At 59.8% G+C, this 19,913-nt stretch carries 13 protein-coding genes; 5 read left to right on the forward strand and 8 right to left on the reverse strand.

Annotated features, from left to right (window positions below; all coding sequences use genetic code 11):
* Window positions 1-19: 19 nt before the first annotated feature.
* A complete protein-coding gene (locus HU724_RS15540) occupies window positions 20-2,500 on the reverse strand; it encodes a UvrD-helicase domain-containing protein (protein WP_186569073.1) in 2,481 nt (826 codons plus the stop codon).
* Window positions 2,501-2,757: 257 nt separating this feature from the next.
* Here HU724_RS15540 and HU724_RS15545 point away from each other — a divergent pair, with 257 nt between their 5' ends.
* Window positions 2,758-3,453, forward strand: coding sequence for a pirin family protein (locus HU724_RS15545; RefSeq protein ID WP_186569074.1), 696 nt, complete (start codon window positions 2,758-2,760; stop codon window positions 3,451-3,453).
* 54 nt (window positions 3,454-3,507) lie between these two features.
* Here the strand turns inward: HU724_RS15545 and pgm are convergent, their stop codons facing one another.
* The 4 genes from pgm to HU724_RS15565 all read right to left on the reverse strand — a co-directional run bounded on the left by pgm (window position 3,508) and on the right by HU724_RS15565 (window position 9,752).
* Window positions 3,508-5,154, reverse strand: coding sequence for a phosphoglucomutase (alpha-D-glucose-1,6-bisphosphate-dependent) (pgm, locus tag HU724_RS15550; RefSeq protein WP_186569075.1), 1,647 nt, complete (start codon window positions 5,152-5,154; stop codon window positions 3,508-3,510).
* A 108-nt stretch (window positions 5,155-5,262) separates the two neighbouring features.
* Window positions 5,263-6,663, reverse strand: coding sequence for an aminotransferase-like domain-containing protein (locus HU724_RS15555; protein ID WP_056789812.1), 1,401 nt, complete (start codon window positions 6,661-6,663; stop codon window positions 5,263-5,265).
* A gap of 49 nt (window positions 6,664-6,712) precedes the next feature.
* A complete protein-coding gene (locus HU724_RS15560) occupies window positions 6,713-8,179 on the reverse strand; it encodes a hypothetical protein (protein WP_186569076.1) in 1,467 nt (488 codons plus the stop codon).
* 550 nt (window positions 8,180-8,729) lie between these two features.
* A complete protein-coding gene (locus HU724_RS15565; RefSeq protein ID WP_186569077.1) occupies window positions 8,730-9,752 on the reverse strand; it encodes a zinc-dependent alcohol dehydrogenase family protein in 1,023 nt (340 codons plus the stop codon).
* A gap of 270 nt (window positions 9,753-10,022) precedes the next feature.
* On the opposite strand from HU724_RS15565, the gene HU724_RS15570 reads away from it, so the two are divergent.
* On the forward strand, window positions 10,023-10,937 hold the full coding sequence (locus HU724_RS15570; RefSeq protein WP_016774850.1) for a LysR family transcriptional regulator: 915 nt from the start codon (window positions 10,023-10,025) through the stop codon (window positions 10,935-10,937).
* Window positions 10,938-10,943: 6 nt separating this feature from the next.
* Here HU724_RS15570 and HU724_RS15575 read toward each other — a convergent pair whose 3' ends face one another.
* The 3 genes from HU724_RS15575 to gcvA all read right to left on the reverse strand — a co-directional run bounded on the left by HU724_RS15575 (window position 10,944) and on the right by gcvA (window position 13,543).
* The gene (locus HU724_RS15575; protein ID WP_186569078.1) at window positions 10,944-11,705 is read right to left on the reverse strand and encodes an SDR family oxidoreductase; all 762 of its coding nucleotides are present in this window, start codon (window positions 11,703-11,705) and stop codon (window positions 10,944-10,946) included.
* A gap of 29 nt (window positions 11,706-11,734) precedes the next feature.
* Window positions 11,735-12,562: an EamA family transporter gene (locus HU724_RS15580; RefSeq protein ID WP_186569079.1), complete on the reverse strand. Its 828-nt coding sequence runs from the start codon at window positions 12,560-12,562 to the stop codon at window positions 11,735-11,737.
* Window positions 12,563-12,637: 75 nt separating this feature from the next.
* Window positions 12,638-13,543, reverse strand: a complete 906-nt coding sequence (gcvA, locus tag HU724_RS15585; RefSeq protein WP_186569132.1) for a transcriptional regulator GcvA — start codon at window positions 13,541-13,543, stop codon at window positions 12,638-12,640.
* Window positions 13,544-13,913: 370 nt separating this feature from the next.
* Here gcvA and mexE point away from each other — a divergent pair, with 370 nt between their 5' ends.
* The 3 genes from mexE to HU724_RS15600 are packed head-to-tail and all read left to right on the forward strand — an operon-like array spanning window position 13,914 to window position 19,780.
* Window positions 13,914-15,167 carry a multidrug efflux RND transporter periplasmic adaptor subunit MexE gene (gene mexE / locus HU724_RS15590; protein WP_039761553.1) on the forward strand — a complete coding sequence of 418 codons (1,254 nt, stop codon included), beginning with the start codon at window positions 13,914-13,916 and terminating at the stop codon, window positions 15,165-15,167.
* A 15-nt stretch (window positions 15,168-15,182) separates the two neighbouring features.
* Window positions 15,183-18,362, forward strand: a complete 3,180-nt coding sequence (locus HU724_RS15595; protein WP_130909872.1) for an efflux RND transporter permease subunit — start codon at window positions 15,183-15,185, stop codon at window positions 18,360-18,362.
* Window positions 18,359-19,780, forward strand: a complete 1,422-nt coding sequence (locus tag HU724_RS15600; RefSeq protein ID WP_016774854.1) for an efflux transporter outer membrane subunit — start codon at window positions 18,359-18,361, stop codon at window positions 19,778-19,780. The genes HU724_RS15595 and HU724_RS15600 overlap by 4 nt, the downstream gene beginning before the upstream one ends.
* Window positions 19,781-19,913: the final 133 nt, after the last annotated feature.

Here is a 19,913-nt window from a genome sequence, read left to right on the forward strand (position 1 = left end):
GATGCGGGCTTTTTATGGGTCAGGCGCTGGTCTTTTCCTTTTCGCGTCGATGGTCGACGAAGAAGGGTTTGCCCTTGGCGACTCGATCCGACGCCCTCGGCATGTTTACCGCCTGGCTGTCCTGCGGTTCGACGTACCAATAGCAATGGCTGACGGCGCGTGTGATACCGACGTAGGCAAGGCGCAGGATTTCGTCCTTTTGCGCAGTGTCATAAGGCTCGCTGTCGCCGCTTTTGCCCAATCCCGCCATGCGATAGACCTGATTCTTGTACGGAGAACTGGTCAGATGCTGGCAATCACCCAGCAGAAATACTGCATCAGCCTGCAAGCCTTTGGCGCTGTGATAGGTCAGCTGTTTCAGCCGCCGCGCATCATAGGGCAAGCTCGAATCTACATTAAGTACAGGCTGAATATGCTGCTCTATCAATAACTTATCGCTGCTTTTTCGATAAAGCATCAAGATTGAATCGCCGCGCCGGTAATGCTCGGCCAGGCGCTGACCCAATGCTTCATCGTCCCGCTCAAGCACGTTGACCGGGTGAAGCGGCTTGGGCTCACCACTGGCCTTGGCCTTCTTGCCTGCGATTGCCGGCGCTGCACGGACAATGTGTTCGGCGGCGTCGATGATGTGCTGATGGCTGCGATAGTTGTCACTGAGCATCACTCTTGTGGTGCTCGGTGAAGGAAATTCCTTATTGAACTCCATGAAGTAACTCGGCGAGCTGCCGCGCCAACCGTAAATCGACTGCCAGTCATCGCCAACACACAATAGCGACGAACGCTGCGCCCCTCGCCCAACGTGCATGGCCGGGCCACGGCTGCGGATTTCATTGAGGCTGGCGCGAATCCACGAAACGATCTGCGGCGATACGTCCTGGAACTCATCGATCATCAAATGCGCCATAGGCCGCAGCAACTCATCGCTGAGCAGCTTGAGGTTTTCCGGCGAGTGCTCGCTGAACAGCGCGAACATGCGGTTGTAGGTCATCACTGGCGGTTTCTGGTCCAGCAGGTGATCTTCAAATGCGCGCCAGAACAGGCTCAGGGCTTCAAAGAAAAAACGATCAGGATCGTCCTTGGCGAAGCTCATCCGACTGACCGCGTCCGGTACATCCAGGCCGAGGTTTTCGATAAAGCCTGCTGCGGCGATAAAACAATCCAGCAATGGCGCCGATACCAGCTCGCCTTTGACCTTGTAATCGAAGCCGGGACCGGCGCTGGCATCTCCGGCCAACGTCGCAAGAACGCGCCTGGATGACTCGTAACTATCAAGCCATATCAATGGCTTACGGCAGAAAGCTTGAAACAGGGTGCGCTTGACCGCCCACTCTGCACGGACACTCAGCTTGGCGTTGGGTCGGGTCAGCTGGGCGTTTTCCCTGGGATCAAAGCCGAGCACCACCCAGGCATCGAGGCTGGGAATATAGCCGTGAGCGTGGAACTTCGAACCATTGATTTCGAAGGCCTGCCGATTCGGTTCGATGCCTTTGATCGGCCACGCCCCTGCGCGAAACCACAGATCCTCAATCACATCGCAGAGCTCTTCATCGCGCTTGGCCGCCAGTTCGGTGACCGCCATGCGTTTCTGCACATCGGGGTGATCGCGCTCCAGTTCCTTCAACTGTAATCCGGCACGAGACAGCGGCTGGATCAACTGGCGGAAACGCTCATCCTCGTTGAACAGGCGGTGATAACAAGCATTAAGTTGCTGGCGCTGCGCGTCATTGATACGCAGGTCAAACGGATTGCTGTCGACCTCCTCTGCGCCGCTTTGCGGGCGATCGCTGAGGTTCTCGAAGGCCTGCAAACGCTCGAAACCCGGCAGGCTGCGCACCATCGGCAGGATGCGTGAGTGGAAGGTTCTGACCAGCTCGCGGGCCTGTTTGAGGTTCAGCGGCTGCCCCCACAGCGTGAAGATTTCGATGAGTTTGTTGATGAAGTCCTTGCGCGATTCGCGGGTGAAGGTCACCACAGTCATCGAATCCAGCTCAAAACCCAGATAATGGCTGAGCAAGAGAATGCGCAGCACCAGCGTGGTCGATTTGCCGGCGCCGGCACCGGCCACCACCGAGGTGGACGGCGTATCGCTGAAGATCATCTTCCACTGCGCAGCGCTGGGCTGGGAGTGGGCCGGAAGCAAACGGGCAACGTCAGCCTTGATACGCTTCTTCAATTCCGCCGTCAGTGGCAGACGCCAGTCATCGAACAGGTGGTTATCGACGCTGGGCGGCCGATGCTCGGTGTTGCGGCTGTCGCGAATCAGCAGCACCTGGCGGCCTTCCTCCAAACCCTCAAGCTTGCCCTCCTTGAAACCGTATTCGACGCCAGCGGTGTGGCCACTGCGAAATCCGTCGGCTTGCCCGTGCAGCCACGACGCCCGGTGCTGGGCGCGCAGCTTGGTCAACCCGTGACCAAAGAATCGCGCGGCCAGACGCTTGAACCAGGGCATCTCGGCCAGTGGACGAAGTTCAGGGGGAAGATCGGGGATGTGTTGCGCCACGCTGACGGACTCCAGGGTGTGAGGCTGTGGCGGCTATGGTGTCTCGATTTGCCGTCCAGTTCTAGCGAAATGCTTACAGGTCATCGGTTTAGGCGACGAATTGAAAGTCGGATCAAATGATTTCGAGACGGCATCCCATCTAATAACCTGATCATGACGCGGCAGTTTTTGCGCTTTTTATCGATGATTGCCTGATAGATGATCGTCGTCATCAACCACGGGGCCCGCCCCCTGACGACCCTTATTAGGAGACGATCATGCTTGAACTCAGACCCTTCAGCTCGCTGGGCGGCGCCCATCATGGCTGGCTGGACGCGCATCACCACTTTTCCTTTGCCGAATACTACGATCCGCAGCGTATGAGCTGGGGCAATTTGCGCGTGTGGAACGACGACATCATCGCCGCAGGCACCGGTTTCCCGCAGCATCCGCACCGCGACATGGAAATCATCACTTACGTGCGTGAAGGTGCCATCACGCACCAGGACAATTTGGGCAACAAGGGCCGCACCGAAGCCGGTGACGTACAAGTGATGAGCGCCGGTACCGGCATCGCCCACAGCGAGTACAACCTCGAAGACAAGGAAACCAAGATCTTCCAGATCTGGATTCTGCCGACCGAAACCGGTGCGCCGCCGTCGTGGGGAGCCAAGCCGTTTCCCAAAGGCGAGCGCGAAGGTTTTGTCACATTGGCCAGCGGCAAGGACGGCGACGATGAGAGCCTGCACATTCGCGCCAATGCGCGCCTGGTGGCGGCGAACATCAAGGCCGGTGAAACCGCTGAATATCGACTGGATGAAGGGCGGCGCGCCTATCTGGTCCCGGCCACTGGCGTGATCGAGGTCAATGGCTTGCGTGCCCAAGCGCGTGACGGTGTGGCGGTAGCCCATGAGCAAGTGCTGACGGTCACGGCGATCGAGAACAGCGAGATCGTACTGGTCGACCTGGCTTGATCTGCAGGCAATAAAAAAGGGCAACCATTACGGTTGCCCTTTTTCATGTGCGCATCATTTGCTGGAAATGGCGCCGTCTACCAGAGTTTGCGCCTCGGCCACCAGTTGCTTGAGGTGGTCGTCGCCAAGGAAGCTTTCGGCGTAGATCTTGTAGATGTCTTCAGTGCCCGAAGGACGCGCGGCGAACCAGCCGTTCTCGGTCATGACTTTCAGACCACCAATGGCCTGATCGTTGCCCGGTGCATGGCTGAGGATGCTCTGGATCCTCTCACCCGCCAGCTCGGTCGAGGTGACCTGTTCCGGCGCCAGCTTGCTCAGCAGTGCCTTTTGCTCAGGGTTGGCCTTGGCGTCGACACGTACCGAGAACGGCTCGCCCAGTTCATCGGTCAGCGCGCGGTAGGCCTGGCTTGGATCGCGCCCGGTGCGCGCGGTCATTTCGGCGGCGAGCAAGGCTGGAATCAGGCCATCCTTGTCAGTGCTCCACACGCCGCCGTCCTTTCGCAGGAACGAGGCGCCAGCACTTTCTTCACCGCCAAAACCCAGCGAGCCATCAAACAGGCCATCGGCGAACCATTTGAAACCGACCGGCACTTCGTAAAGGCGACGGCCCAGGCGCTTGGCCACGCGGTCGATCAAACCGCTGCTGACCACGGTTTTGCCGACAGCGGCATCGGCGCGCCATTGCGGACGGTTCTGGAACAGGTAGTCGATGGATACCGCCAGATAGTTGTTCGGCGCGAGCAAACCACCGGACGGCGTGACGATGCCGTGGCGGTCATGATCCGGGTCGCAGGCAAACGCCACGTCGAAGCGCTCTTTCAGGCCAATCAGGCCCTGCATCGCGTGGCTGGACGACGGGTCCATACGGATTTGGCCGTCCCAGTCGACGGTCATGAAACGGAACGTTGAATCGACCTGTTTATTCACCACTTCCAGGTCGAGACGGTAGTGTTCGGCGATGGCCGACCAGTAGCGCACCCCTGCTCCGCCCAACGGATCGACACCCAGACGCAGCTTGGCATCGCGGATGGCGTCAAAGTCGATGACGTTGATCAGGTCGGCGACATAGGTGTTCAAGTAATCGTGACGATGGGTGGTGCTGGCTTTGAGCGCTTGCTCGTAGCTGATGCGTTTGACCCCGGCCAGTTTGTTCGCCAGCAGCTCGTTGGCCTTGGCTTCGATCCACTTGGTGATGTGGGTATCGGCCGGGCCACCGTTGGTTGGGTTGTATTTGTAGCCACCGCTTTGTGGCGGGTTGTGCGACGGCGTGATGACGATACCGTCCGCCAGGCCAGAGGTACGGCCGCGGTTGTAGCAGAGAATGGCGTGGGAAACTGCCGGGGTCGGCGTGTACTCATCGCCTTCGGCGATCATCACGGTGACGCCGTTGGCGGCGAGGACTTCCAGCGCGCTGGCACCGGCCGGGGTCGACAATGCATGGGTGTCGATGCCGACGAACAGCGGGCCGGTGATGCCCTGGGCTTCGCGATACAGGCAGATCGCCTGGCTGATGGCCAGAACATGCCATTCGTTGAAACTCAAATCGAACGAACTGCCGCGGTGGCCGGAGGTGCCGAACGCCACTCGCTGGGTAGAAATCGATGCATCAGGCTGGCCGGTGTAATAGGCCGTAACCAGTCGCGGGATATCGACCAACAGTTCTGCCGGTGCCGGTTTGCCCGCAAAAGGACTGAGTGTCATGCAAAAACCTCTGAAATCGGAGTGGTTCAGGAAATGCAGCGCAGTTTACTGGCAGTTTGACCACTGTGCGACGGGATGTATCCGAAACTCGCCCGATGTTTTTTAACGTTATTGACCGGGTGACAAGCGCAAGGCATCGCCGAGCAAGCCGATGACACTCGGCAGATCCCGCTCGCCGTGGTGCAACGCGCTTATCCGCAGATGATCCGCATGCAGACCTTGCAGGCTGAACAGCTCGCCGGGGGCCACGATGATCTGTTGCTTGAGCAGGCGACGGAACACATTCGCCATGTCGACCGGCCGTAACGAACGCACCCACACCGTCGCCCCGCCCTGCGGCTCGACGATCTGCAGCGTATCGCCCAAACGTTCGTGCAAAACCTGGATCAACACGGCTCGCCGCTCACCCAGCATTCGCCGCAGCACAGATAAATGCTGATCAAGCCGCCCGCCATTCAACAACCGGGCAATCGCCTTTTGGCGGATCGGCGACAAGCGAAATGCGCGCAGCAGAAAATGGCGTTGCAGCGCCTCACGCCAGTGACGCGACAGGACAAAGCCGAATGGCGCTTCAGCGCCGATGAATTTCTCGAAAGTGGAAAACACCAGCAGACGCTCAGGATCAAGCCAACTGCGCAAACGCTGTGAATCATTGCGCTCGTCAAGCTCGCTGTAGCAGTCGTTTTCCAGCACCCAGACGCCATGTTGATTGAGCAACTGCGCGGCGGCCTGCTGACGCTCATGGGTGAAACCCTTGCCGTGGGGCATGCTCAACACTGAAGACAAAAGAACCAGACGTACTGGCTCGTTCTCCAGCAGCGATTGCAGGACCGACAGGTCAAGCACGCCTTCGGCCAGCAATGGCCATTCGATCACGCGCACCCCGCACGACTCGAGCAGACGCAATATCACCCAGTCGCACGGTGATTCGACAATTACGCTGGCGTGACGCAATTCAAGCACCGAAATCAGAATTTCCAGGACCCCGCGCAGATCAGCACCGATATAGATGTCATCGGCATGCCAGAAATGCTCTGTCGAACTCGTGTACCGCGCTGCCAGGGCAACCCGCAATTCCAGCTCTCCGCAAGGTTGCACGAATGTCTGTAGCTGACGCGGATATTGGCGCAGAAGCTCACGTTCCAGCGTCAACAACGGACTGTCGAGCGGTTGCAGCGAGGCCGGTTCGTCGGCGCTTAACACACACATTCCGGGACGTCTGGCGTTGACGTACACGGTCTCCAGCAGATCATTGCCGTTGCCGGGCGCATCCATGCTGAACAGCGCTTGCGCGTAATACCCTGACTTGGCTATCGAATAGACTCGACCTTCCTTCTCCAGAAGCGAATAGGCGTACTGCACCGTTGAAATGGAGACATTCAGTCGATCCGCCAGTTGTCGCAAGGAAGGCATGCGTACCGCCGCACCACCTCCGGCGTCATCAATCAGCGTGGTCAGATATCGATAAACTGCCTGATAAACAAAGTCGTTGTCCCGCGCGCTTTTCACACCCTCATTTCCGTAGATATCGGTTCACAACCCAGGCTCCGGCTCACCGTCAGCGTTCCGTCGACCGCTCGAACGGCGCAGCCGAACGCGCCTCATCCGAACCCGAACTCTCCGAGGCCAATTGCGCGGGCGCATGAATCTGCACAGGGCCCGTTGCATAGAGGCGGATCACCAACCTGACCGGCAACCCGCTCACTTCCGTTATCCACTTCAACACCTGCTCCGGCGCGTGCAAGCCTTGCATGGCGCGGTGCAGGTCAGGCATGGCGACCAGCATGCCGGGATGACAGTTGCGCAGGAACCGCTCGAGACCTTTGCCGTTGTCGATGAACGGCGCAAACAGCAGGCACACCAGCTGCGTTTCGCTCAATCCGAAACCATTGATGAGGTAATCCTCGGCAAGCGCCCGCAGCTGCTCTGGCCCGCCGGCATTGTCATAGCTGGCCAGCAAGTGCTCGCAGACAGATTCGGCGACCTGTTTTCGCCGCATGTCGGCCAGCGTGTGACGAACATAATCGTCGATACCCGCCTCATAGGCGCGCCCCTCGATGAAGCGTGCGTACAAACCTCGCACGTGCGCCGAGATCAGAGGGTCAGCGAATACCGCTTCGCCCTGGTACAGCGCCAGGTCGTCAGGTTCATAACCGAGAAATTCGCCCAGCAGCGGCCAGCGATCCTCGATTTTGCCGACCATCATGTCGTTGATGTCGATAAAACTGGTGCGCCGGCAGGCTTCGAACTCACCTTCCGGGCGCCACGCTATCCGGTCGTCATCTGCGCGCAGCTCGCGGTAAAAATCATCACCGAGCCCGTCGAGCAGCGGAAAAAGCGCTTCGAATCCGGCATTGACCAGTTCTGGACCGGTTATTGCCACTCGCTGCATTGCACGGTTCAGGCCTTCGAGGAAATGCTGCTGACTGCCTTTGGTTTCAGTGCTGATCATGGCGTCGACACCATTGTTCCAGCGGGCGATCTGGCTGTAGTACTCGGCCGTCGCCAGATAGGCGTCATCCCATAATTCAGGCGTTTCCAGCCAGGTGCGACAGTGCCCGACCAGCAGCAGATTGACGCGACTGGCCTCACGCCCTTCGCTGCTCACAGGCGTGCGATGGTCGAACGACAGCACTTCGCGGTTATCGACCATCAGCACCTCGACCCGCGGATCGTCATAAAGAAACAGTGCGCTGTAGCTGCGATGCAGGTTTTGCAGGGCGAGCGGGCTGTCGCCACTCCAGCGCAGGGAAGCCACGCGCAACTGGAAGGTCGCCGGAGCACGTCCGGCGATGGTCAGCTGTGCGGCCCGGAGCAAGGCAAGGGTGTAGCAGCCGTCACGCAGGCCGGACTGAGGCACCAGCACCTTGAATTGCCCAATGTTTTCCATGCCGCCTGCGGCCACCACCAGGCGCTGTATCAACAACTGCAATGCCGTGCGCTCGGCTCGGGAAAAGAAACTCAGCAGACGCTGCAATACTTGCTGATAGACATAGTTCATTGCCTGATCATGGATCGTGCTCATCGGTATTTACCCGGTATCAAAAGTTTCATGCCGCGCAGACATGACAATGGGCGCGCGGCAATTGGATCAATAAGTAATAGACGCTGAAATGCTAACACTTACAAAGTTGTAGTTATTTGAAACACTTCACCTGAATAAAGCCATCCAGATGCCAAGCGTCACGCTCAACCACCCGTATTCATTGGGCTTTCGCCATTCGTAAATGATCTGAGGAAACTTCCCACAACGTCCCACGACAAATCATTACAAGAAAAGCAGAAGCAACTTCCGAAACGCCCTACAGCAATTAAACAGAAATTGGCGAAGCCAGCCGAGCCAGCCATTTGATATTGCCTTGGACAAATTGAATGCACAGCCATAGCTCATTCCTTGAGATGAAAGTAATCATTCAATTATCAGTGCTTATAGTGTGATTAGAAGATACAGATCGAAGGCAAAAACCAGTTCAGTTGCTGAAGGGCCGATGCTTCGATATCGGGAAGGGTTTACTGTCAGCGGAGGATCTAAACAGAAAAGAGTCCGTGGCGGCCACGGACTCTGATGAGCGGATTTACGCGGTTGCCACTTGCAGGGCCACTCGCTCGCGGCATGGGCATTCGTCCATGTAGCGATGCGCTTCGACGAACTCGTTGAACGGGAATACACGCGTCTTGAGCGGCAGGAGCACGCGGTCAGCGGTCAACTGGTTGATGTCACGCAGCGCACGCTGCAGAGCGACGTGGTCCTGGACAATGCCCAGCTCCGGCTTGCCGGTGAAGTTGCCGATGCAGTGCACAAAGAACTGAATGTTCTTCTGGAACGCTGCACACGCCGGAAACGGAGTCTGGTTACCACCTTGCAGGCCGTACAGCACCAGACTGCCGCGTGGCGCCAGCACATCGCCGAGCAACGACATCTGCGGACCGCCAAGACCATCGAATACCACATCGACGCCGCGGTTGTCGGTAATCTTGTTGATGCGCATCAACAGATCTTCCTCTTCGGTGACGATGACCTTCTCCGCACCGAGGGACAGCAGGTACTCCCGCTCCTCCGCCGATTTGGTCGCGGCGATCACTCGCACACCCAGAGCCTTGCCCAATTGCACAAACGACGGGCCGGCGCAGTGGCTGGCGTCAGTCACCAGCGCAAATTGACCGGGTTTGACCCGTGCCAGATCGGCATAAGCGAAGTAGGCGATCAGCAGCGGCGTGTAATGCACGCTCGCTTCGATCGGGCTGAGCACATCTGGATAACGAGTCAGCGCGGTGCGCGGCAGGACGATCGACTCGCCGTATACCGGATAGTCGTTCGGGCTTTCCGCGGGAAAACTGGCCACTTTGTCGCCAACAGACAGGTCGTCGACATCAGCGCCCACCGCAGTGACCACGCCAGCCATTTCATGACCGAGGCCCGAAGGCAGACGTGCCTGGGACGATGCCAGATTCTGGCGCCACAGGGTGTCGTACCAACTGATGCCGATTGCCTCGACACGCACCTGCACTTCGCCAGGACCTGGCTGAGCAGCCGCATGCTCTTCGCATTTGAGCACCTCGGCCGGACCAAACTTGTGAAAACGGATCGTGCGGGACATCGCAAACCTCGTCAAAGTAACCTCTAATGCCATGAACTCTATCTGGGCTTTCGACCCAAGACCATCAGTGGCTATTAATAGTCGACATGCCTGTCATTGATTCCGCATCAAGGGCGGCATTGGCAAATTCCATGAAAAAAGGCCTGCCACCGTCGCAGTAAAGCTGAATTTTCCGGTGCAGAGTACCAGCCTTTCCCCGTAAGATTCATGCCGGCCATTGTTCTCATATGGCCGCCCTCGTCAAGTTTGATGACTCTGCCAGGACTCCAGATGAATCGTAATGACCTGCGTCGTGTCGACCTGAACCTGCTGATCGTGTTCGAAACATTGATGCACGAACGCAGTGTGACTCGGGCCGCGGAAAAATTGTTCCTCGGCCAACCGGCTATCAGTGCGGCGCTGTCGCGCCTGCGCAGCCTGTTTGACGATCCCTTGTTTGTCCGCACCGGCCGCAGCATGGAGCCGTCCGCCCGCGCGGTGGAAATCTTCGCCCTGCTCTCGCCCGCCCTTGATTCGATCTCGACTGCGGTCAGTCGTGCCGCCGATTTCGATCCGGCGACCAGCACGTCGGTGTTCCGCATCGGTTTGTCCGACGACGTCGAATTCGCCCTGCTGCCCATGCTGCTCAAGCGCCTGCGCGCCGAAGCACCGGGCATCGTCCTCGTAGTGCGGCGGGTCAACTACATCTTGATGCCGGGCCTGCTGGCCTCCGGCGAGATTTCCATCGGCGTCAGCTACACCACCGACCTGCCGGCCAACGCCAAGCGCAAGGTCCTGCGCCGCAGCGCACCGAAGCTGCTGCGCGCCGACACCGTGCCGGGGCCGTTGAGCCTCGACGACTATTGCGCCCGACCGCACGCACTGGTGTCGTTCGCTGGCGACCTCAGTGGTTTTGTCGATGAAGAACTGGAAAAACTCGGACGCAAACGACACGTGGTGCTGGCGGTGCCACAGTTCAACGGACTGGGCACGCTGCTGGCGGGCACCGATATCGTCGCGACCGTGCCGGATTACACGGCTGAGGCACTGACGGCAGCCGGCGGTCTGCGTGCTGAGGATCCGCCACTGCCGACGCGTACGTTTGAACTGCACATGGCTTGGCGTGGCTCGCAGGATAACGACCCGGGAGAGCGGTGGTTGAGGTCGCGGATTCAGATGTTTTTTGGGGATCCGGATAGCCTGTAGCCGGACCTACTTGCCACCCGTCACATCCAGAAAAGTACCCGTGACAAAGGAGGCCTCCGCGCTGGCCAGCCACAAGATGGCCCGCGCCACCTCTTCCGGCTGTCCGCCCCGGCCCATCGGGATCGACTCCTTCACGCGATCCACCCGCCCCGGCTCGCCGCCGCTGGCGTGCATGTCGGTATAGATGTGCCCCGGGCGAATGCAGTTGACCCGAATACCCTCGCGCGCGACTTCCTTGGCAAAGCCGATGGTGAAGGTTTCCAGCGCGCCTTTCGACGCTGCGTAGTCGACGTATTCATTCGGGCTGCCCAGGCGCGCCGAGGCAGACGAAATATTGATCACCACGCCACCCGCTCCGCCGTGGCGCAGAGACATGCGCTTCACCGCCTGCTGCGCGCACAGGATCGGTCCCAGAGCATTGACCGCGAAGATGCGTTGCATGCGTGCAAAGCCAAGGTCTTCCATGCGCGACTGTTTCGCCAGAACGCCAGCGTTATTGACCAGAACGTCGATACGCCCGAATAAACGATCGATAGCCAAGAACAGTTCAGCAACCTGCTCGGGGTCAGCACTGTCAGCACGCACCGCGAGGCCTTTGCGCCCCAATGCTTCTACATCGGCGGCCACCGCCAGTGCGGCGGACTCGTTGGCGACGTAGCTGATGGCGACGTCGTAGCCTTGCGCGGCAGCGAGCCTTGCGGTGGCGGCGCCGACTCCGCGACTGCCGCCGGTGATCAGAATCAGCGGGGCCTGCGAAACGTTATCCATGCGACGTTCTCCTGAGCAGTTGGGCTGTCTTAGCCGATGATGATGGCGCCGCTGGCGATGACCACGCATGCCAGCATCCTGCGGACGGTGAGCTTTTCACCGAGGAACAAATAGCCGAGCAATGCGGCAAACAACACGCTGGTTTCGCGCAAGGCCGACACCGCGCCCAGTGGCGCTTCGTTCATGGCGTAGATAACGATTGCGTAGGCCAGCAGCGAGACCAGTCCGCCGACCACAGCGGCGAGCATGCCGGGCCGTACGGAAAACAGACTGCGAGCATCGCGCAGGCCGATATACACCAGCGGCATCAGCACGCCCCACAGTGCGCTCATCCAAACCGTGTAAGCCAGCGGCGCCCCCGACAGTCTCGCGCCAATGCCATCGACCACGCTGTAGGCAGCGATGAAACAACCGGTGCCCAGCGCATACGGCAGGCTCGGCACCGACAGGCTGCGCCCGCGAAAGGCCAGGGAAATGATTCCGCCGGATACCAGACTGATGCCGAGCAGTTCGCCGGGGGTTATGGTTTCGCCGGCAAACAGCGCGGCGCCGAGGGTTATAAGCGCCGGTGACGAGCCGCGGGAAATCGGATAGATCTGCCCAAGGTCGCCGACCCGATAGCTGCGCACCAGAAACAGGTTGTAGCCGACATGCAGCAGTGCCGAGAGCAGCGCATACCCCCAGCTCTCAGGTGCAGGCGCGGCCATGAAAAAGGTGGCGATGAGGCAGACGATGGCGATGGCCACGCACATTATCGTCATCGACCAGAGCCGATCGGCACCGCCGCGCAGCAGCGCGTTCCAGCTGGCGTGCAGGAGCGCGGCGAACAGAACGAGGAGTACGAGATGGATTGGCATGCGGCATTTTAGTCATCGCCGCAGCCCACATTACAGAGAAGTCTCTTCATCCAGTCATGAGCAATACCTCATGACTCAGTGCTGCGCGCCCTGCACTTTCAACGCCTCACTGAGCAACCACTCGCGAAAGTTGAGGATATGCGGCTGGGCTTCGATACCTTTGGGACAGACGAAATAATAGGCAAGCGGCGATGTGAACGGCACATCGAACAGCCTTACCAAGCGGCCGTCGCCGATTTCATTTTCGACATGGCCGCTGCGCACCAGCGCCACACCCTGGCCGAGCAATGCAGCTTCGACAGTCATGTTGGTGTCGCCAAACCTTACGCTTTCGCGCAGCGGCGAAAATGCCAGCCCGACGGACTCAAACCACGCTTCCCATTTTGGCGCCAGCTCGGCGCCGTCGCGAATCAGCAACGGCATCTGCAGCAAATCGGCGGGACTGCCCGGCCTGCCGACGCGCTGCAGCAGTTCGGGACTGGCCACGGGAAACACCTGCTCACCGAACAGGAACTCCGAATACAGACCGGGATAATTGCCCTTGCCCAAACGAATGGCGACATCAGCTTCGCCGCTGGCGAAATGGATGATCGTGTCCGTGGTATCCAGCGACACCAACAGCTCCGGGTGCAGGCGCGACAGGTTCGGCAAGCGTGGCAGCAGCCACTTCAACGCGAACGAATAGGTGGTGCTGACGGTCAGGCGAACCCTGTCCTTTTGCTCGCGCAGATCCTCCAGCGTTGCTTCAAGGCTCATGAAAAATTCGCGCACGATCGGCGCCAGCGTCGCCCCCGCTGTTGTAAGGCGTAACGCCTTGCCGCGCTCGAACAATTGCAAGCCCCAAAGTTCTTCAAGGTGCCGGAGCTGATGACTGACGGCGCTTTGGGTTACGTGCAGTTCTTGAGCGGCAGCCGTGAACGTCGGGTGCCGGGTGGCCACTTCGAAAGCCCGCAGGGTCGCGGTCGGGGGCAGGTCTCGCATAAAAATGATCCGGGGACGGTAAATGTCAGAGCATGAGGTGACGCTCATGTTAGAGCGAAACTCCTTTGGTTGCCCGTTCCGCGACATTGGCGTATTGCTCCGGCAAGTGGGCGAGGTGCTGATAACAGCGAGGCATTTAATCGCCGGATAGTCCTCCGCGCGCAGCTTCGGTCGCAATCATTGCAGATCAAGCAACACAGAATTGCCTTCAGGCCGATTGATAGCCCCCTAACGAAAGGTGCATGCTAGAGGGCTGCCTCGGCGCTTATATCATTCCGAATGATAGTTACCTTTGCTTCATTCGATTCGTGCCATCACACCCGCGCCGAGCATCATCCGCCCATCTTCAATACTTCGGCGGATTGCATCCATGGAACAATCACTCAAACATTTGCGCTTCCCGTTGGCCATGCTGGCCGTACTGGTGATGAGTGCCTGCGGCAAAACTCCGGAGACTGCCGGCGCCCCGCCCGCTGCCAAAGTCAGCGTGGCCAAGGTGCTGGAACAACCGGTCAACGAGTGGGATGAATTTACCGGGCGCCTCGAAGCGCCGGAAACCGTTGAAATCCGGCCACGGGTTTCGGGCCAGATCGATCAGGTCGCATTCACCGAAGGCGCGCTGGTCAAGAAAGGCGACCTGCTGTTCCAGATCGACCCGCGTCCGTTCCAGGCCGAGGTACGCCGCCTCGAAGCTCTGGTTGCTCAAGCCCGCGCCACCGCCACTCGCAGCGAAAACGAAGCCGCTCGCGGCGAACGCCTGCGTACCAGCAACGCCATTTCCGCTGAACTGGCCGACTCGCGCACCAGCGCTGCCCAAGAGGCCCGCGCCGCGGTTGGTGCCCTGCAGGCACAACTGGACCTGGCCAAACTGAACCTGAGCTTCACCCGCGTGACCGCACCGATCAGCGGCCGCGTCAGCCGCGCCGAAATCACTGCCGGCAACCTGGTGACCGCCGACACCACCGCGCTGACCAGCGTCGTCTCCACCGACAAGGTCTACGCCTACTTCGACGCCGACGAACGCGTGTTCCTCAAATACACCCAACTGGCCCGCAACGGCCAACGCGGCGCCACCACGCCGGTGTACATGGGCCTGTCCAACGAAGACGGCAACCCGCACCTCGGCCAGATGAACTTCGTCGACAACCAGGTCAATCCGAAAACCGGCACCATCCGTGGTCGCGCCGTATTCGACAACGCTGACGGCACCTACACCCCTGGCCTTTACGCTCGCTTGAAGCTGGTCGGCAGCGGCACCTACAACGCCATGCTGATCAATGACGAAGCCGTGGGCACTGACTTGGGCAAGAAGTTCGTGCTGGTGATGGATGGCGACAACAAGACCGCCTACCGCGCCGTTGAACTCGGTCCGAAAATCGAAGGCCTGCGCATCGTCCGCAACGGTCTGAACAAGGACGACACCATCATCGTCAAGGGTCTGCAACGGGTTCGTCCTGGCTCACCGGTCACCCCTGAAGTGATTCCGATGGCCAGCGAGCAGACCCTCGCCGCCCTCGCTCAACAACGTCAAGCGCTGGAAGCCAGCAACCTGCCCAAAGTTGCCCCTGCCAAGGGTGCATCGGGTTCGGCTGCGAAGCTGGCTGCTACGACCCCACGCGGTTAAGGGACGACAACTCCGATGAATTTTTCCCAATTCTTCATTTCCCGGCCGATCTTCGCAGCGGTGCTGTCGCTGTTGATCCTGATCGCCGGTGCGATCTCGCTGTTCCAGTTGCCGATCAGCGAATACCCGGAAGTCGTGCCGCCGACCGTGGTCGTGCGCGCCAACTTCCCGGGGGCAAACCCCAAAGTCATCGGTGAAACCGTGGCCGCTCCGCTGGAGCAGGCCATCACCGGCGTCGAGAACATGCTGTACATGTCCTCGCAATCGACCGCTGACGGCAAGATCACCCTGACCATCACCTTCGCCCTGGGCACTGACCTGGACAACGCGCAGGTGCAGGTGCAGAACCGGGTGACCCGGACCGAGCCGAAGCTTCCCGAGGAAGTGACGCGCATCGGTATCACCGTCGACAAGGCTTCGCCCGACCTGACCATGGTTGTGCACTTGACCTCACCGGACAAGCGCTACGACATGCTCTACCTGTCCAACTACGCAATCCTCAACATCAAGGATGAGCTCGCTCGCCTGGGTGGTGTCGGTGACGTGCAGTTGTTCGGTATGGGCGACTACTCGTTGCGTGTCTGGCTCGATCCGAACAAGACCGCTTCGCGCAATCTGACCGCCACCGATGTGGTGACCGCGATTCGCGAGCAGAACCGTCAGGTCGCCGCCGGTCAACTGGGCGCGCCCCCTGCCCCGACCGCGCAAAGCTTCCAGCTGTCGGTCAACACTCAAGGCCGTCTGGTTTCCGAAGAAGAGTTCGAGAACATCGTCATCCGCGCAGGCGACGACGGTGAGATCACTCGCCTGAAGGACATTGCACGCATTGAACTGGGTTCCAGCCAATACGCCTTGCGCTCGCTGCTGAACAATCAGCCGGCGGTGGCGATCCCGATCTTCCAGCGTCCCGGTTCCAACGCCATCGACATTTCCAACGAAGTGCGCGGCAAGATGGAAGAGCTGAAGAAAGGCTTCCCGCAGGGCATGGATTACAGCATCGTGTATGACCCGACGATCTTCGTTCGTGGTTCGATCGAGGCGGTGGTGCACACCCTGTTCGAAGCGCTGATCCTCGTGGTGCTGGTGGTGATTCTGTTCCTGCAGACCTGGCGCGCCTCGATCATTCCGTTGGTGGCAGTGCCGGTATCGTTGATCGGTACGTTTGCGGTCATGCACCTGTTCGGCTTTTCGCTCAACGCCCTATCGCTGTTCGGCTTGGTGCTGGCCATCGGTATCGTGGTGGACGACGCCATCGTCGTGGTGGAGAACGTCGAACGGAACATCGAACTCGGACTGACGCCGGTCGAAGCGACCAAGCGCGCCATGCGTGAAGTGACCGGGCCGATCGTGGCCACGGCACTGGTGCTGTGTGCCGTGTTCATTCCGGCGGCATTCATTTCCGGCCTCACCGGGCAGTTCTACAAACAGTTCGCACTGACTATCGCGATCTCTACAGTGATCTCGGCGTTCAACTCGCTGACCCTGTCGCCAGCGCTGGCTGCTGTGCTGCTGAAAAGTCACGACGCGCCGAAAGACCGCTTCTCGAAAGTGCTCGACAGAATCTTCGGTGGCTGGCTGTTCCGTCCGTTCAACCGTTTCTTCGACCGTGCCAGTCATGGCTACGTCGGCACCGTGCGCCGGGTCATCCGCAGCAGCGGCATCGCCCTGCTGGTGTATGCAGGCCTGATGGTGCTGACCTTCTTCGGTTTCTCCAGCACGCCGACAGGTTTCGTACCCGGCCAGGACAAGCAATACCTGGTGGCCTTCGCGCAATTGCCGGATGCCGCGAGCCTGGATCGCACCGAAGACGTGATCAAGCGCATGTCCGACCTCGCGCTGAAACAGCCGGGCGTGGAAAGCGCCGTAGCGTTCCCGGGCCTGTCGATCAACGGCTTCACCAACAGCCCGAACGCCGGCATCGTCTTCGTGACGCTGAAACCGTTCGACGAGCGTAAAGACCCGAGCATGTCCGCCGGTGCGATTGCCGGCGCCTTGAACGGCCAGTACGCGAACATTCAGGAAGCGTACATGGCGATCTTCCCACCACCGCCGGTACAAGGCCTGGGCACCATTGGCGGTTTCCGCCTGCAGATCGAAGACCGGGGCAACCTCGGTTACGACGAGCTGTACAAAGAAACCATGAACATCATCAACAAGAGCCACAATGTGCCGGAACTGGCCGGCCTGTTCACCAGCTACACGGTGAACGTGCCGCAGGTCGATGCCGCCATCGACCGCGAAAAAGCCAAGACCCATGGCGTGGCCGTCAGCGACATCTTCGACACCCTGCAGATCTATCTGGGTTCGCTGTATGCCAACGACTTCAACCGCTTCGGGCGCACCTATCAGGTCAACGTTCAGGCCGAACAGCAGTTCCGCCTTGAATCCGATCAGATCGGTCAGCTGAAAGTACGCAACAACAAAGGCGAAATGATCCCGCTGGCGACCTTCATCAAGGTCAGCGACACCTCGGGGCCGGACCGCGTGATGCACTACAACGGCTTCATCACCGCTGAAATCAACGGTGCCGCAGCCCCGGGCTACAGCTCTGGCCAGGCAGAAAAAGCCATCGAGAAACTGCTCAAGGAAGAACTTCCGAACGGCATGACCTACGAGTGGACCGACCTGACCTACCAGCAGATTCTGTCCGGCAACACCGCGCTGTTCGTGTTCCCGCTCTGCGTACTGCTGGCGTTCCTGGTGCTCGCCGCACAATACGAAAGCTGGAGCCTGCCACTGGCGGTGATCCTGATCGTACCGATGACCCTGCTGTCGGCCATTACCGGTGTGATCATCTCCGGCGGTGACAACAACATCTTCACCCAGATCGGCTTGATCGTACTGGTGGGACTTGCCTGTAAAAACGCGATTCTCATCGTCGAGTTCGCCAAGGATAAACAGGAAGAAGGCCTCGACCCGCTCGCAGCGGTACTGGAAGCCTGCCGCCTGCGTCTGCGGCCGATTCTGATGACCTCGTTCGCGTTCATCATGGGTGTGGTGCCACTGGTGTTCTCCAGCGGAGCCGGTGCCGAGATGCGTCACGCCATGGGTGTGGCGGTGTTCTCCGGGATGCTCGGGGTGACCTTCTTCGGTCTGCTGCTGACGCCAGTGTTCTACGTACTGATCCGTAACTTTGTCGAACGCGGCGAGCAGCGCAAAGCAGCCAAAGCCCTGCAATTGGAGGCGCAACAATGAGTCTGAAAGTCTTCCTGCCGAGTCTGCTGGTGCTGGCCCTCAGCGCCTGCGCCGTCGGCCCCGACTACAAGACCCCAGCCACGGAGGCGGCCAATATCACCACCGCCACCGACGGCGCCGCCGGACAAAAGAACTTCGACCGCTCGAAATTCGAAGGCATCTGGTGGCAGCAATTCGATGATCCGACCCTGAACCAGTTGGTGAGCCAGTCGCTGCAAGGCAACCGTGAACTGCGCGTGGCGTTCGCCCGCTGGAAAGCCGCCCGGGCAATCCGCGACGACGCCAGCAACGACGCGATGCCGACCATCACCAGCCGCGCCAGCAGTGACTTGGGCAAGGGCCAGATTCCCGGCCAGACCACCGACCGGGTCAATAGCGAACGCTATGACCTCGGTCTGGACATGGCCTGGGAGCTCGACCTGTTCGGCCGCATCCAGCGCAATCTGGAAGCCAGTGATGCCGACCAGCAGGCCGCCGAAGCCGATCTGTACCAACTGCAAGTCACGATGATTGCCGAACTGGTCGACGCCTACGGTCAACTGCGCGGCGCCCAGCTGCGGGAAAAAATCGCCGTGGCCAACCTGAACAACCAGCAGGAGTCGCGCAAGATCACCATCAGCCTGCGTGACGCCGGTGTCGGTGATCAGCTTGATGTCGAGCGCGCCGATGCGCGTCTGGCCAACGTCGAAGCCACCGTGCCGCAGTTGCAGGCGGAACAGGTTCGGCAGAAAAACCGTATCGCCACCCTGCTCGGCGAACGCCCGGACAAGCTGACCGTCGACCTGAGCCCGAAAGACCTGCCGGCCATCGCCAAGGCGCTGCCGATCGGTGATCCGGGTGAACTGCTGCAACGTCGTCCGGACATCCTCAGCGCCGAACGGCAACTGGCTTCGGCCACCGCGCGTATCGGCGTGGCCAAGGCCGATCTGTTTCCCCGGGTCAGCCTCAGCGGCTTCCTCGGCTGGACCGCCGGGCGTGGTTCGCAGATCGGTTCTTCGGCGGCCAACGCCTGGGCGCTCGGCCCAAGCATCACCTGGGCGGCGTTTGACCTCGGTAGCGTTCGCGCTCGTTTGCGCGGCGCCGACGCTGACGCCGAAGGCGCGCTGGCCAACTACGAGCAACAAGTACTGCTGGCTCTCGAAGAATCGGAAAACGCCTTCAGCGATTACGGCAAGCGTCAGCAACGTCTGATCTCGCTGATCCGTCAGAGCGAATCGAGCCGCAAGGCTGCCGATCTGGCGGAAATCCGCTATCGCGAAGGCACCACCGATTTCCTCGTCCTGCTCGACGCCCAGCGTGAGCGCCTGAACGCCGAAGACACTCAGGCCCAGGCCGAAGTCGAGCTGTATCGCGGCATCGTCGCAATCTACAAGGCCCTCGGCGGTGGCTGGCAACCGGAGACAGTTGCCAGCAAGTAAAGATTGTTAAAGAGCTCCTTTGGTTGGCCGCAACCAACCAAATTTTTTGCCCCGCGTATCATTCGGTCGCGGGGTTTTTTTATGCCTTTGTGCAGCACAAGGTTTCTTGTTGATCGTTCCCACGCTCCGCGTG

Origin of the sequence: Pseudomonas iranensis (genome assembly GCF_014268585.2) — a bacterium.
GTDB classification, from domain to species: Bacteria; Pseudomonadota; Gammaproteobacteria; order Pseudomonadales; family Pseudomonadaceae; genus Aquipseudomonas; species Aquipseudomonas iranensis.